The organism is Pseudooceanicola lipolyticus (genome assembly GCF_002786325.1).
GTDB lineage: Bacteria > Pseudomonadota > Alphaproteobacteria > Rhodobacterales > Rhodobacteraceae > Pseudooceanicola_C > Pseudooceanicola_C lipolyticus.
The window spans coordinates 1-12,910 of record NZ_PGTB01000121.1; the positions used below are offsets into that span (position 1 = coordinate 1).

Sequence of the window (12,910 nt, forward strand, 5' to 3'; positions counted from 1 at the left end):
GTTGCGCAGGCGCAGGGCCGCGCCCTGCCCCAGCGCACGGGCCAGATCCGGCAGGATCCGGTTGGCCGCCCAGTCGCCGCCGCCGATCACATTGCCCGCCCGCGCCGAGACCACGCGCACCGGATGACCGGCAAGGAACGATTTGCGCCAGCTGGCGATCACCAGTTCGCTGCCCGCCTTTGAGGCGCTGTAAGGGTCATGCCCGCCCAGCCGGTCTTCCTCGCGATAGGGATGCACCCATTCGCGGTTTTCATAGACCTTGTCGGTGGTGATCATCACCGCCGCGCAGGGCCGGGACAGATCTCGTAGTGCCTGCAGCACATGGGCGGTGCCCATGACATTGGTGTCCCAGGTCAGCAGCGGATCGTCGTAGGAGGCCAGCACCAGCGGCTGCGCCGCCAGGTGAAACACGACATCCGGCTGCACCTGCGCCACCCGTTCGGCGACGGTGGCGGCCTCGCGGATATCGCCGATCCGATGGTTCAGCCGATCCGCCAGCCCCAGCTGGTCGAACAGCGCCGGCTCGGTATCGGGCGCCAGCGCCAGCCCCGCCACCTCGGCGCCCAGCCGGGTCAGCCACAGCGACAGCCAACTGCCCTTGAACCCGGTATGGCCGGTCACCAATACCCGTTTGCCGGACCAGAAACTCATCCGCGCAGCGGCTCCCACACCCGCCACGGCGCCTTGCCAGAGGCCCACATCTCTTCCAACTGGTTCTTGTCGCGCAGCGTGTCCATCGCCATCCAGAACCCGTCATGTTTCCACAGCGCCAGCTGCCGGTCGCGGGCCAGCCCCTCCAGCGGGTCGCGCTCGAACACCGTCTCGTCATTTTCCAGCCGGTCGAACACCGCCGGTTCGCAGACCATGAAACCGCCATTGATCCAGCGGTTATCGCCCTTGGGCTTTTCCTGGAACCGGGTCACCCGATTACCCTCGATCCCCAGCGCGCCAAACCGGCCGGCGGGCAGGATCGCGGTCAGCGTCGCCTCGCAGCCCTCGGCGCGGTGGAAATCGACCAGCGCCGAGATATTCACATCGCTGACCCCGTCGCCATAGGTCAGGCAGAAGGGACCGTCGATATAATTGCGGATGCGGCGGATGCGCCCGCCGGTTTGGGTCATCTCGCCGGTATCGACCAGGGTGATCTTCCAGGGCTCGGCGCTCTGGTTGTGCACCTCCATGCCGTTGGTCGACAGATCGATGGTCACGTCGGACATGTGCAGGAAGTAATTGGCGAAATATTCCTTGATCATGTAGCCCTTATAGCCGCAGCACACGACAAAGTCGGTGATGCCGTGATGGCCATAGATCTTCATGATATGCCACAGCAACGGGCGGCCGCCGATTTCGATCATCGGCTTGGGTCGCAGATGGGATTCTTCGCTGATCCGGGTGCCAAACCCCCCGGCGAGGATGACTGCCTTCACTCTCTGCCCCGATCTTCCTGCGGTTGTTGACGGTTCTGGTAACACGCAACCGGGCGCTGCCACAAGCGAACGGAAGACGCGCGCGAAAGACCGCCCGCCGCCAGGCGACGAAAAAGGGCCACCCCGGGGGGCGGCCCTTTCTGCAATCCGGTCGTCGGATAGGAGCTTAACGCTTGGAGAACTGGAAGCTCTTGCGCGCCTTGGCCCGGCCGTATTTCTTCCGTTCCACCACGCGGCTGTCGCGGGTCAGGAAGCCGGCGGCCTTGAGCGCCGAGCGCAGGCTGGGATCATAGAGCTGCAGCGCCTTCGAGATGCCGTGCTTAACCGCGCCGGCCTGGCCCGACAGGCCACCGCCCTTGACGGTGGCGTGCACGTCGAACTGGTCCTCGACACCGGCCACGGTGAAGGGCTGGCGCAGGATCATCTGCAGCACGGGGCGGGCGAAATAGGCGTTGATGTCCTTGTCGTTCACCACAACCTTGCCCGAGCCCGGCTTGATCCAGACGCGGGCGACCGCGTCTTTCCGCTTGCCGGTGGCATAGGCGCGGCCCAGCTCGTCGCGCACGGGTTCACGCGGGGAGATTTCGGTTTCGGTCCCCAGGGCGCCGCCGACATTCTCGGTCACGGCATCCTTGAGGTCTTCGAGGGAATTGATCTGGTCAGCCATTCATTCAGCTCCGGGTGTTCTTCTTGTTCATGGACTTGACGTCCAGAACTTCAGGGCTTTGCGCCTCGTGCGGGTGCTCGCCGCCGGCATAGACGCGCAGGTTAGTCATTTGCTTGCGGCTCAGCCGGTTGCCCGGCAGCATGCGCTTGACCGCCTGCACCACCACGCGCTCGGGGTGGGCACCGTCGAGGATCTGCTGCTTGGTGCGCGATTTGATCCCGCCCGGATAGCCGGTGTGCCAATAGAAGTTTTCTTCGCGCTTCTTGCCGGTCATCTGCACCTTGTCGGCGTTGATGACGATGACATTGTCACCCATATCCATATGCGGCGTGAAGGTTGCCTTGTGCTTGCCACGCAGGCGCATGGCGACGATCGAAGCGAGGCGGCCCAGAACGACGCCTTCCGCGTCGATCACGATCCACTTCTTGTCGATCTCTGCCGGAGTCGCAGAAAAGGTTTTCATGGTTCAGTCCCGTCTGACGTGAAAGGCGCGGGACTGTCCCCGCGCCGGAATTTGATGGACGGGGTTTAAGGTGCGGCAGGCATTACGTCAAGCGACGTTAGTCCGAATTTATCAATGCGAATCAAGTACTTACAAAATAGGTATTATTTTACCCCAATCAAACCCCGATCCGCTCCGGCGGATTGGCCAGCAGATCACGCAGCCGGATCATCGCGTCCTCGAAGTCGGCGGGGCTGACCTGGGCATTGATCCCGATCCGCACCGCATGCGGCGTCCGCGCATCGCGGCAGGCAAACTCCTCGGCCGGGCGGATGCGGACGCCCGCCGCCTCCGCCGCCTGGCAGAAGGACGAAGCCCGCCAGCCCGGCGGCAATTGCAGCCACAGGAACGGCACGTCGGTGCGCCAGGTCAGGTCATAGATGCCCAGATGGTTCACCGCCACGCGGATATAGCTGTTGAGCACCGCGCGCACCTTGTCGGCCAGCCCGGTGACATCGGGATGCGCCAGCAGCTTCGACGCCAGGTCGGCAATCGGCGTCGACATCCCGAAAAAGCCATGTTCGGCCGCCCGGCGCAGCGCCGCCACCTTGCCATGCGGCGCAATCGCGAAACCCAGGCGCAGGGCCGGGGTGAGGGTCTTGGAAATCGAGGTCACGAACCAGCCGCGTTCGGGCGCCAGCATCCGATAGGACGGCGCCTGCGCTCGTCCGACCCGGTAACAATCGTCTTCCAGGAAATGCAGATCATACCGCCGCGCAACGGCCACCAGCGCCTCGCGGCGGTCCGCCGGGGTGAAGATACCGGTGGGATTGTGCACCTCGGGCGAGGTGCACAGCACCTGCGCGTCATGGGCGCGCACCGCCTCTTCCAGCGCCTCGGGAATGATCCCGTATTGATCCATCGCCACCGGCACCACATCGGCCCGCTGCAATTCGGCGGCGCGGCGGAAGCCGGGATAGTTCAGCTCTTCGACCAGAACCACCGGACGCCGCCCGCGCAGCAGCGCCTGCAATACCAGCAGGATCCCATTCTGCCCGCCATGGCTGAGCACCACGTCAGATGGATCGACCGGCCCCAGCGGCGCGCCATCCAGCCAGCGCAGCACCGCCACGCGCGCCGGCAGAAAGGCGGCCCGGTTCGGGTAATGCATCACACCCGACGGCGGATCGATGGCGATCTCGGTCAGCAGGTCGCGGATCAGTTCGGCCTGCCCGACATTCGGAAGGGCCGGGGAAAACAGGCTGATCGGCGCCGCCATGCCTTCGGCCCTGTGCGGAATTGTATCGACTTCGATCGGCCCGATCGGCGCCAGATTGGTCTTGTCGGGCTTTGACACGAAGGTGCCCCGCCCCACCGCCGCCTCCAGAACCCCCTCGTCGGTCAGGATGGTATAGGCCCGCGCCACGGTACCCGGCGTGATGCCCAGCTGATAGGCCAGGTCGCGCACCGGCGGCAGACGGGCCCCGGCAGGCAGCTGCCCCTCGGCGATGGCCTTGCGGATGGTGGCGGCCACCGCCTTGTATTTCGGCCCCGCCGCTTGGGCGAGCGCTTCCCGCGAAATTGTATTCAATACAATATTTCCTTGGACTCGGAAGTTTCGCTGATTGTATCAATTATTCAAGCAGTGATTTTGCTTTGTGTCAATACAATGAAAGGAATGTCCCATGGCACACACATTGACCACCGATACGCTCGCTCAACTCAGCAGCAGCCCGCGCCTGCCGGTCGCGGCCAAGCTGGCGGTAGGTTTTGCCGGTGTGGTCATGCAGTGGGACCTCCGCCGCCGCAGCCGCCGCGCCCTGGCCGAGCTGGACGATCACCTGTTGAAAGACATCGGCATCACCTACGCCCAGGCCCACAAGGAATCGAAACGGTATTTCTGGCGGGGCTGACGCGCTCCCCGTCCGGTTGACGGACCCTGTACCTGGCCGGGGCATCGCCCCGGCCTTTTTTATGGAACAACACCGCGCCCGGTCACGGCGCCGGCGCCGGCACAGTCACCGTCACCGCTGTGGCGGGATCGAATAGGTCAGCGAGGCGCGCGCAACCGGCGCCTCCTGCCCTTCCGAGCGCAGCATCACATCGGCCACCGCCAGCACCCGGCCCAACTTCAGCAGCCGCGCCTCGGCCAGCAGGTCGACCCCGGCGGCGGGCTTGCGCATGAAATCGATCGAACAGCTGGTGGTCACCGTCAGCGCCTCGCGCCCGATATTGGCCAGCACCAGCGCATAGACCGCACAATCGGCCAGCCCGAACATCGACGGCCCGGAAATGGTGCCGCCCGGCCGCAGGTGACGCTCGGCCACCTTCAGCCGCATCACCAGCCGCTCCGGCGCCAGCTGGTCGACCGCGAAATCGCCCCGGACCTGCGGAAACACCTCGTCCAGGAAGGCCTCCAACTCCTCCGCGTTCAGTGCCAGCGCCATGCTTTCCCTCCCTGCCGTTGCGCAGTAGTGTTGGCCCAAGACGCGGCGGGAGGACAAGATGGCAATTCTGGAACGTAGCGACACGGGCGCCATCGCCCAATTGACGATGAACGCGCCCGAGCGGCTGAACGCGCTGTCCGACGAGATGCTGGCCGCGCTGCAGTCGGAATTCGATACATTGAAAACCCAGCCCCACATCCGCGCGGTGATCCTGTCGGGTGCGGGCAAGGCATTCTGCGCCGGGCATGACCTGAAACAGATGATCCAGGGCCGGCAGGCCGAGGATGGCGGCAAGGCCTATTTCAAGGACCTGTTCGACCGCTGCACCCAGATGATGCTGGCCATCCGCGCCCTGCCCCAGCCGGTGATCGCCCAGGTGCACGGCATCGCCACCGCGGCGGGCTGCCAGCTGGTGGCGACCTGCGACCTGGCGGTGGCCGACGAAGACACCCGCTTCGGCGTCAACGGGGTGAATATCGGCCTGTTCTGTTCCACGCCCATGGTGGCCCTGTCGCGCAACATCCCGCGCAAACATGCCTTCGAGATGCTGACCACCGGCCAGTTCATCTCGGCCGACGAGGCCGCGCGCGCCGGCCTGATCAACCGCGCCGTGCCCGGCAACCGGCTGGCGGGAGAGGCGCGCGACCTGGCCGAGACCGTTGCCGGCAAACTGGGCGCGGCGGTGCGCATCGGCAAGCGGGCGTTTTATGACCAGATCGAGATGCCGCTGGACCAGGCCTATGCCCATACCGGCGCGGTGATGGTGGAAAACATGCTGCATCGCGACACCGCCGAGGGCATCGCCGCCTTCATCGAGAAACGCCCGCCCGATTGGCAGCAATGATTGGCGGCAAACCCGCGCTTGTTTCCGAAACCTCGCCAGATTGTTTCCAACACCGTTCTTTCAACCGAGGCGAGACTATGGCAAGTTTGCGGCAGGACATTTACCTGTATGCATATTTGGACCGCCGCACGTGAAGGTCCCTCCAGGCCGGGCGCTCTCCCCGGTAAGACAATCCACGGCGGCGGACCCTGCATTACATCCCGCCATCTAGAATGGCTCGAACGCCCGGCTGTGCCGGGCGTTTGGATTCTGCCACCTTTCGCATTGCCCGACGCCATCGGCTGCCCTACATGGCGGGCATGAACAACACGCTTCATATCGTCGGCGGCGGCATGGCCGGGTCCGAGGCCGCCTGGCAGGCGGCCCGCCTGGGGGTGAATGTGGTGATCCACGAAATGCGCCCCAAGGTCGAAACCTTCGCCCACAAGACCGGCCACCTGGCCGAGATGGTCTGCTCCAATTCCTTCCGCTCGGATGATGACGAACAGAACGCCGTGGGCCTGCTGCATTGGGAGATGCGCCAGGCCGGTGGTTTGATCATGGCCTGTGCCGATGCCCACCGGCTGCCTGCCGGCGGCGCGCTGGCGGTGGATCGCGATCCGTTTGCCGAGGCGGTCACCCGGCAATTGCTGGATCACCCGCGCATCTCGGTCTCGCATGAGGAAATCACCGCCCTGCCCGAGGACGGCCACTGGATCATTGCCACCGGCCCGCTGACCTCGTCGGCGCTGGGCCAGGCCATCGCTGCCGAAACCGGGGCCGAGGCGCTGGCCTTTTTCGACGCCATCGCGCCCATCGTCTATTTCGACAGTGTCGATATGGACATCGCCTGGATGCAGTCGCGCTATGACAAGGGCGACACCGAGGCCGAGCGCACCGCCTATCTGAACTGCCCGATGGACAAGGCCCAGTACGAGGCCTTCATCGACGCGCTGCTCGCCGCCGACAAGACCGAGTTTCACGAGGGCGAGACGGCCGGCTATTTCGACGGCTGCCTGCCGATCGAGGTGATGGCCGAACGCGGCCGCGAAACCCTGCGCCACGGGCCGATGAAACCGGTGGGCCTGACCAATGCCCATGCCCCCGAGAGCAAGGCTCATGCCGTGGTGCAGCTGCGCCGCGACAATGCGCTGGGCACGCTGTACAATATCGTCGGCTTCCAGACCAAGATGAAGTATGGCGCGCAAACCGAGGTGTTCCGGATGATTCCCGGCCTCCAGAACGCGCGCTTTGCCCGCCTGGGCGGCATCCACCGCAACACGTTCCTGAACTCACCCACCCTGCTGGATGCCGGCATGCGGCTGAAATCGCGGCCGCATATCCGCTTTGCCGGGCAGATCACCGGGGTCGAGGGCTATGTCGAAAGCGCCGCCATGGGCCTGCTGGCCGGGCGGCTGGCCGCCGCCGAGATGCGCGGCACGCCGCTGTCGACACCGCCGGAGACCACCGCCACCGGCGCGCTGATCACCCACATCTCGGGCGGGGCCGAGGCAAAGAGCTTTCAGCCGATGAACGTGAATTTCGGCCTGTTCCCCCCGGTGGAAGGGCTGCGGGGCGGCCGGCGCGGTCGCAAGGACCGTTACAAGGCCTATACCGACCGCGCCAAGGCCGACTGGACCGGCTGGCTGGGCCAGACGGCACTGGACGCCGCCTGAGCCACGGGCATAGTCTGGGTTCATGAGCAAAACCTATCTGAACAAAGTGTACGAAGCTCGCGACGCCGAGGGCACGCGCAAGCTCTACGACGACTGGGCCGACAGCTATGATGCCGAGGTCTCCGGCGAAGGCTATGCCACGCCGGGGCGCTGCGCCGCCGCGCTGGCGCAGCACATGGACGACCCCACCCTTCCGATCCTCGATTTCGGCTGCGGCACCGGGCTGTCGGGCCAGGCGCTGCGCCAGGCCGGCTTTACCACCATCGACGGGCTCGACCTCAGCGCCGACATGCTGGAACAGGCCCGCGCCAAGCGCATCTATCGCAACCTCGCCCAGATCGAGGCCGGCGCGCCGCTGTCACATGCCCCGGGCACCTATGCGGCGATCACCGCCATCGGCGTGATCGGCGCCGGCGCCGCGCCGCTTTCGGTGTTCGATACGCTGATGGCCGGGCTGGGCACCGGTGGCCGCCTGGTGCTGTCCTTCAACGATCATGCGCTGGCGGATCCGCAGCACGAGGCCAAGCTGGCCCATTATACCGACAGCGGCCAGGCCAAGCTGCTGTTAAAGGAATATGGCGATCACCTGCCGGGAATCGGGGTGAAGTCGAACGTCTATGTCCTTGCAAAGACGTGACATTCACAACCCGCTTTGCCCCTTCCCCCACCGGCCCGCTGCATCTGGGCCATGCCTATTCGGCGCTGCTGGGCTTTGACATGGCCCAGGCCAGCCAAGGCGCGTTCCTGCTGCGGATCGAGGATATCGACCGCAGCCGAAGCCGGTCGCATTGGGAAGACCAGATCTATGACGACCTGCACTGGCTGGGGCTCGGCTGGCGCCGCCCGGTGATGCGGCAATCCTCCCGCCAGCCGGCCTATGACGCGGCACTGGACCGGCTGTGGTCGATGGGGCTGCTCTATCCCTGCACATGCAGCCGCCGCGATATCCAGCAGGCGGCCTCGGCCCCGCAGGAAGGCGCCCCCGAGTTCGGGCCCGACGGGCTGATCTATCCCGGCACCTGCCGCCGCAAGGTGGCAAACGACCGGGACCGCCCGCGCAACTGCACGCTTCGGCTGGACATCGCCCGCGCCATTGAAACCGCCGCCGAGAGCCCCCCCCGGGCCCCCGCGTCGCGGGTCTGTGCCGGGTTCCAAGAAACCGGCCAGGGGCCGGACGGCGCTCATGGGTGGATCGACATCACCGCTGATGATCTGATCCACGGCGTCGGCGATTTTGTCGTCGCCCGCAAGGACATGGCCACCTCTTATCACCTGTCGGTCACGGTGGATGATGCCGCCCAGGGCGTGACCCATGTGGTGCGCGGGCAGGACCTGTTCGAGGCCACCAAGATCCATGTCCTGCTGCAACAGCTGCTGGGCCTGCCCCTCCCGCTCTATCATCATCACCGGCTGATCCGCGACGACGCCGGCAAGCGCCTGGCCAAGCGCGACGATGCCCGCGCCATCGCCACCTACCGGGCCGAGGGCGCCACGCCGCAGGACATTCGCCGGATGGTCGGCCTCTGAGCTCAGACTTCCGGCGTCAGGATCTCCACCTCGTCGCCATCGCGCAGCGCGGTGTAGAAACAGCTGCGCCGGTTGGTATGGCAGGCCGGTCCGGTCTGGCGCACCTGCAGCAGCAGGCAGTCGCGGTCGCAATCCACCCGCATCTCCACCAGTTCCTGCACATGGCCCGAACTTTCGCCCTTGACCCAGAAGGCCTGGCGCGAGCGCGACCAATAGGTCACCCGGCCGCTCTCCAGCGTGCGCGCCACCGCGGCGGCGTTCATCCAGGCCATCATCAGCACTTCGCCGGTAGCCGCCTCCTGCGCGATGGCCGGGATCAGCCCGGCCGCGTTATAGCTCAGCGTGTCCGGATCGAAGGACATGGCGCAAACCCCTTTGCATCGAAGACCTGCCCGCCTATGTATGGGGAACCAGTGCAAAGGGAAACCCATGTCCGGCGACAGCGATCTGATCAAGCTTTACTCGACGCGCATCCTCGCGCTGGCCGCCGACATCCCGCATCTCGGCCGGCTCGACGCGCCCGCCGCAACGGTCAAGAAACGCTCGCCGCTTTGCGGCTCCACGGTGACGGTGGATCTGACGGTGCAGGACGGAAAGATCGCCGAGTTCGCGCAGGACGTGAAAGCCTGCGCCCTGGGCCAGGCCTCGGCCGCGGTGGTCGGTGGCGCGGTGATCGGCGCCAGCCGCAGCCAGGTGGAAACCGCCCGCGATCAGCTGCGCGCGATGCTGAAACAGGACGGCCCAGTGCCGGATGCGCCCTTCGATGGTCTGGAAGTCCTGATCCCGGCGCGCGATTACAAGAACCGCCACGCCTCGATCATGCTGGCGCTGGAAGCGACCGCCGAGGCGATGGAGCAGGCCGACCGCGCCAACTGCGCCTGACCCGCAGGTCCTGTTTCGCGAAACCGTCCCGCCACTGCCCGATCGCCCACTGTCCCCGTCGCCCACTGCTCCCGCCTCCGCAGGCGATTGCCGATACATGCCCCGCAGGTGCACAGGCCGCCCGGTTCACCAAAAAAAATCCGCCGCGCATCCCGGGCGGATGGCGGCGGAAGTATGTGCGGTTCTCATGTGGGGTCCGGGGCGCCCGGATGGGCCAAGGGATGGGACAGGCAGGCCGCAACGCATCGGGATCAGGCAAAGGATGCGCCGGCGCCACCGGCATGAGAGCGCAGGCAGAAACCGGTCAGAGCAATCCGGGCAGATGCAGCGCAACCGCCAGCATCACCACCAGCGCAGCAGCGCCAACGGCATCCGGCAGCAGGGTGGTTGCGTTGCGGGCGAAGGCGGATTTGAGGTCATTCAGCATCGGAACACTCCGGGTCAACTCTCTCTGTTGACCTTTTGTTCTCATATTCCCTGCGCGCTGTAAAGAACTTTTTGAGAACATTTGCGAACATTCCGGCATTCTCCACAGGGGCAAAAAGTTTTCAGGAAACTTTTGCCAAGGGTTTTCCAAAACCCTTGGCCGCCTCAGCCCACCGAGATCAGCCGGATCGCCTCGTCCTGCCGCATCAGCCACAGCAGCATCCGCGCCGCGCGCCCGCGCTCCGAGCTCAGTTCGGGATCAGCCGCCAGCAGCGCCCGCGCATCCGACTGCGCCTCGGCCATCAGCCCCGCCTGGCGTTCCAGGTCGGCAATGCGGAACCGCGGCAGCCCCGATTGCGCGGTGCCGATCACGTCGCCCGCGCCGCGCATCTGCAGGTCGGTCTCGGCGATCACGAAACCGTCTTCGGTCTCGCGCAGCACCTCCAGCCGCCGCCGCCCGCCCTCGCTCAGCGGCGGGCGGTACATCAGCAGGCAGGTCGAGGCCGCGGTCCCCCGCCCGACCCGCCCGCGCAGCTGATGCAGCTGCGCCAGGCCGAAGGTCTCGGCCCGTTCGATCACCATGATCGAGGCATTGGGCACGTTCACCCCCACCTCGATCACCGTGGTCGCCACCAGAACCTGGCTGCGGCCGGCGATGAAATCGGCCATCGCCGCGTCTTTCTCGGCCGGCGGCATCTGGCCATGCACCAGACCCACCGCCGCCTCGCCCAATATCGCGCGCAACCGGCGGAACCGGTCCTCGGCGGCGGTCAAGTCGGTCAGCTCGGATTCATCGACCAGCGGGCAGACCCAGTAACATTGCCGCCCTTCGGCGATGGCGCTGCGCAGGTGGCCCACCACCTCGTCCATCCGCTCGGTGCTGACCACGGCGGTGCGCACCGGCTGCCGCCCCGGCGGTTTCTCGTCCAGCACCGAGACATCCATATCGCCATATTGCGCCAGCGCCAGGCTGCGCGGGATCGGCGTGGCCGTCATCACCAGCACATCGGCGCCCAGCCCCTTTTCCGCCAGTTCCTTGCGCTGGCGCACGCCGAACCGGTGCTGTTCGTCGACAATCGCCAGCCGCAGGTCACGGAACGTCACATCGGCCTGGAACACCGCATGGGTGCCCACCAGGATCTGGATCTTGCCCGCCGCCAGCGCCGCCAGCTTGGCGCGCCGCTCGGCGCCCTTGTCGCGCCCGGTCAAAAGCTCCAGCACCACGCCGGCCTCCTCGGCCAGCGGGCGCAGCCCCTCCAGGTGCTGGCGGGCCAGGATCTCGGTCGGGGCCATCATCACCCCCTGCCCGCCCGCCTCGACCGCGACCAGCAACGCCAGGAAGGCGACCAGCGTCTTGCCGGCGCCGACATCGCCCTGCAACAGCCGGTTCATCCGTTCGGGCGCGGCCATGTCGGCGGCGATCTCCTCGATGGCGCGGGCCTGCGCGCCGGTCATGTCATAGGGCAGTTGCGCGATCACCCGGCGCTGCAAGAGGCCGGTGGCGCGGCTGACGATGCCGCGCGCCTTGCGCTCGCGCTTGCGCGCCAGTGCCAGGGTCAGTTGATGCGCCATCAGCTCGTCATAGGCCAGCCGCGCCCGCGCCGGCGCGGCGGGCGAGATATCGTCCAGCCCCTCGGGCGCATGGGCCTGCGCCATCGCCGCCGCCCAGTCCGGCCAGGCGTATTTGCGTTTCTGCGCCGCGTCGATCCATTCCGCCAGCGCCGGCACCCGCTCCAGCGCCGCGCGCACCGCCTTGAACATCACCTTCTGGCTGACGCCCTGGGTCAGCGGGTAGACCGGTTCGAATTCCGGGATCTCCCCCGCCTCCTCCGGGGCCACCACATGGTCGGGATGCACCATCTGCGCCATGCCGTCGAACAGCTCGACCCGCCCCGACACCAGGCGGCGGGCGCCCACCGGCAGCAGCCGTTTGAGGTAATCGGCGCGGGCATGGAAGAACACCAGCTGGAAATCGCTTTCGGCATCCTCGACATGGATGCGATAGGCACCGCCCTTGCTGCGCGGCGGGCGATGCGCGCCCACCGTCACCTCGACGGTCAGCACCGCCGGCAGTTCGGCGCCGCGCAACGAGGCGCGGCGGCGCCGGTCGACCACCGCATAGGGCAGCGAAAACAGCAGGTCGCGTGGCGCGGCAATGTCCAGCTGTGCCATCAGGCGGGCGGTTTTCGGACCCACCCCCGGCAGCGTCTCCAGCCCGGCAAACAGCGGGAACAGCGGCTCGGGCCGTCCGCTCATGCGTCGCCGATCAGCGCCAGCCAGCCGTCCTCGTCCAGCGTTTCGATGCCCAGATCCGCCGCCTTCTTGGCTTTCGAGCCGGCCCCCGGCCCGGCGACCAGCAGGTCGGTCTTGGCACTGACCGAGCCCGAGACCTTGGCCCCCAGCGCTTCGGCCCGCGCCTTGGCCTCGGCCCGGGTCATCTTTTCCAGCGTCCCGGTGAACACCACGGTCTTGCCCGCCACCGGGCTGGCGGCGGCCGGTGCTTCGGGCGGCACCACGGTCAGGTGGGCGGTCAGCCGGTCGATCGCCGCGCGCTCCTCCGGGTTGGCCAGCGCATCGGACAGCGACAGCGCCA

15 protein-coding genes and 1 pseudogene are annotated in these 12,910 nt (G+C 66.6%); 6 read left to right on the forward strand and 10 right to left on the reverse strand.

Annotated elements, in window-relative coordinates; translation table 11 throughout:
• From rfbG to CVM52_RS19360, 5 genes are all read right to left on the reverse strand, one after another.
• Nucleotides 1–651, reverse strand: a 651-nt coding sequence (gene rfbG, locus CVM52_RS19340; protein ID WP_205964994.1) for a CDP-glucose 4,6-dehydratase, incomplete at its 3' end; no start/stop codon positions are given.
• Nucleotides 648–1,427 carry a glucose-1-phosphate cytidylyltransferase gene (rfbF, locus tag CVM52_RS19345; protein ID WP_100164071.1) on the reverse strand — a complete coding sequence of 260 codons (780 nt, stop codon included), beginning with the start codon at nucleotides 1,425–1,427 and terminating at the stop codon, nucleotides 648–650. The genes rfbF and rfbG, both read right to left, overlap by 4 nt.
• Nucleotides 1,428–1,593: 166 nt before the next feature.
• Entirely contained in the window at nucleotides 1,594–2,094 is a 501-nt protein-coding gene (gene rpsI / locus CVM52_RS19350) for a 30S ribosomal protein S9 (protein ID WP_100164072.1), read from the reverse strand.
• A 4-nt stretch (nucleotides 2,095–2,098) separates the two neighbouring features.
• The gene (gene rplM / locus CVM52_RS19355; protein ID WP_100164073.1) at nucleotides 2,099–2,557 is read right to left on the reverse strand and encodes a 50S ribosomal protein L13; all 459 of its coding nucleotides are present in this window, start codon (nucleotides 2,555–2,557) and stop codon (nucleotides 2,099–2,101) included.
• A gap of 157 nt (nucleotides 2,558–2,714) precedes the next feature.
• Nucleotides 2,715–4,127, reverse strand: coding sequence for an aminotransferase-like domain-containing protein (locus CVM52_RS19360; protein WP_100164074.1), 1,413 nt, complete (start codon nucleotides 4,125–4,127; stop codon nucleotides 2,715–2,717).
• Nucleotides 4,128–4,221: 94 nt separating this feature from the next.
• On the opposite strand from CVM52_RS19360, the gene CVM52_RS19365 reads away from it, so the two are divergent.
• Nucleotides 4,222–4,449, forward strand: coding sequence for a DUF1127 domain-containing protein (locus CVM52_RS19365; RefSeq protein ID WP_100164075.1), 228 nt, complete (start codon nucleotides 4,222–4,224; stop codon nucleotides 4,447–4,449).
• Nucleotides 4,450–4,560: 111 nt separating this feature from the next.
• Here CVM52_RS19365 and CVM52_RS19370 read toward each other — a convergent pair whose 3' ends face one another.
• Complete coding sequence (locus CVM52_RS19370; RefSeq protein ID WP_100164076.1) at nucleotides 4,561–4,983, reverse strand: PaaI family thioesterase; 423 nt, start codon at nucleotides 4,981–4,983, stop codon at nucleotides 4,561–4,563.
• Nucleotides 4,984–5,032: 49 nt separating this feature from the next.
• Here CVM52_RS19370 and CVM52_RS19375 point away from each other — a divergent pair.
• The 4 genes and pseudogenes from CVM52_RS19375 to gluQRS all read left to right on the forward strand — a co-directional run.
• Nucleotides 5,033–5,827 (forward strand): annotated as a pseudogene (locus tag CVM52_RS19375) (enoyl-CoA hydratase); the annotation flags it as partial.
• Between the two features lie 299 nt (nucleotides 5,828–6,126).
• Nucleotides 6,127–7,482: a methylenetetrahydrofolate--tRNA-(uracil(54)-C(5))-methyltransferase (FADH(2)-oxidizing) TrmFO gene (gene trmFO, locus CVM52_RS19380; RefSeq protein ID WP_100164084.1), complete on the forward strand. Its 1,356-nt coding sequence runs from the start codon at nucleotides 6,127–6,129 to the stop codon at nucleotides 7,480–7,482.
• 22 nt (nucleotides 7,483–7,504) lie between these two features.
• Nucleotides 7,505–8,119, forward strand: coding sequence for a class I SAM-dependent DNA methyltransferase (locus tag CVM52_RS19385; RefSeq protein ID WP_100164078.1), 615 nt, complete (start codon nucleotides 7,505–7,507; stop codon nucleotides 8,117–8,119).
• Complete coding sequence (gene gluQRS, locus CVM52_RS19390; RefSeq protein ID WP_100164079.1) at nucleotides 8,116–9,009, forward strand: tRNA glutamyl-Q(34) synthetase GluQRS; 894 nt, start codon at nucleotides 8,116–8,118, stop codon at nucleotides 9,007–9,009. The genes CVM52_RS19385 and gluQRS overlap by 4 nt, the downstream gene beginning before the upstream one ends.
• 2 nt (nucleotides 9,010–9,011) lie before the next feature.
• Here the strand turns inward: gluQRS and hisI are convergent, their stop codons facing one another.
• Nucleotides 9,012–9,371 carry a phosphoribosyl-AMP cyclohydrolase gene (hisI, locus tag CVM52_RS19395; RefSeq protein WP_100164080.1) on the reverse strand — a complete coding sequence of 120 codons (360 nt, stop codon included), beginning with the start codon at nucleotides 9,369–9,371 and terminating at the stop codon, nucleotides 9,012–9,014.
• 67 nt (nucleotides 9,372–9,438) lie between these two features.
• On the opposite strand from hisI, the gene CVM52_RS19400 reads away from it, so the two are divergent.
• Complete coding sequence (locus CVM52_RS19400) at nucleotides 9,439–9,891, forward strand: iron-sulfur cluster assembly scaffold protein (protein ID WP_100164081.1); 453 nt, start codon at nucleotides 9,439–9,441, stop codon at nucleotides 9,889–9,891.
• A gap of 304 nt (nucleotides 9,892–10,195) precedes the next feature.
• On the opposite strand, the gene CVM52_RS27990 is transcribed toward CVM52_RS19400, so the two are convergent.
• The 3 genes from CVM52_RS27990 to CVM52_RS19410 all read right to left on the reverse strand — a co-directional run.
• Nucleotides 10,196–10,318 (reverse strand): hypothetical protein, encoded by a 123-nt coding sequence (locus CVM52_RS27990; RefSeq protein WP_276308649.1) that lies wholly within the window; start codon nucleotides 10,316–10,318, stop codon nucleotides 10,196–10,198.
• A gap of 164 nt (nucleotides 10,319–10,482) precedes the next feature.
• Nucleotides 10,483–12,573, reverse strand: a complete 2,091-nt coding sequence (gene recG / locus CVM52_RS19405; RefSeq protein WP_100164082.1) for an ATP-dependent DNA helicase RecG — start codon at nucleotides 12,571–12,573, stop codon at nucleotides 10,483–10,485.
• The coding region (locus CVM52_RS19410) for a BRCT domain-containing protein (protein WP_306372769.1) at nucleotides 12,570–12,910 on the reverse strand (341 nt) is incomplete at its 5' end. The genes CVM52_RS19410 and recG, both read right to left, overlap by 4 nt.

What these genes read in the sequence shown, in the direction of transcription:
- recG (WP_100164082.1), bottom strand. Translation starts at nt 12,573, where the DNA reads ATGAGCGGACGGCCCGAGCCGCTGTTCCCGCTGTTTGCCGGGCTGGAG.
- CVM52_RS19400 (WP_100164081.1), top strand. Translation starts at nt 9,439, where the DNA reads ATGTCCGGCGACAGCGATCTGATCAAGCTTTACTCGACGCGCATCCTC.
- CVM52_RS19385 (WP_100164078.1), top strand. Translation starts at nt 7,505, where the DNA reads ATGAGCAAAACCTATCTGAACAAAGTGTACGAAGCTCGCGACGCCGAG.
- rplM (WP_100164073.1), bottom strand. Translation starts at nt 2,557, where the DNA reads ATGAAAACCTTTTCTGCGACTCCGGCAGAGATCGACAAGAAGTGGATC.
- CVM52_RS19370 (WP_100164076.1), bottom strand. Translation starts at nt 4,983, where the DNA reads ATGGCGCTGGCACTGAACGCGGAGGAGTTGGAGGCCTTCCTGGACGAG.
- CVM52_RS27990 (WP_276308649.1), bottom strand. Translation starts at nt 10,318, where the DNA reads ATGCTGAATGACCTCAAATCCGCCTTCGCCCGCAACGCAACCACCCTG.
- CVM52_RS19365 (WP_100164075.1), top strand. Translation starts at nt 4,222, where the DNA reads ATGGCACACACATTGACCACCGATACGCTCGCTCAACTCAGCAGCAGC.
- hisI (WP_100164080.1), bottom strand. Translation starts at nt 9,371, where the DNA reads ATGTCCTTCGATCCGGACACGCTGAGCTATAACGCGGCCGGGCTGATC.
- rpsI (WP_100164072.1), bottom strand. Translation starts at nt 2,094, where the DNA reads ATGGCTGACCAGATCAATTCCCTCGAAGACCTCAAGGATGCCGTGACC.
- trmFO (WP_100164084.1), top strand. Translation starts at nt 6,127, where the DNA reads ATGAACAACACGCTTCATATCGTCGGCGGCGGCATGGCCGGGTCCGAG.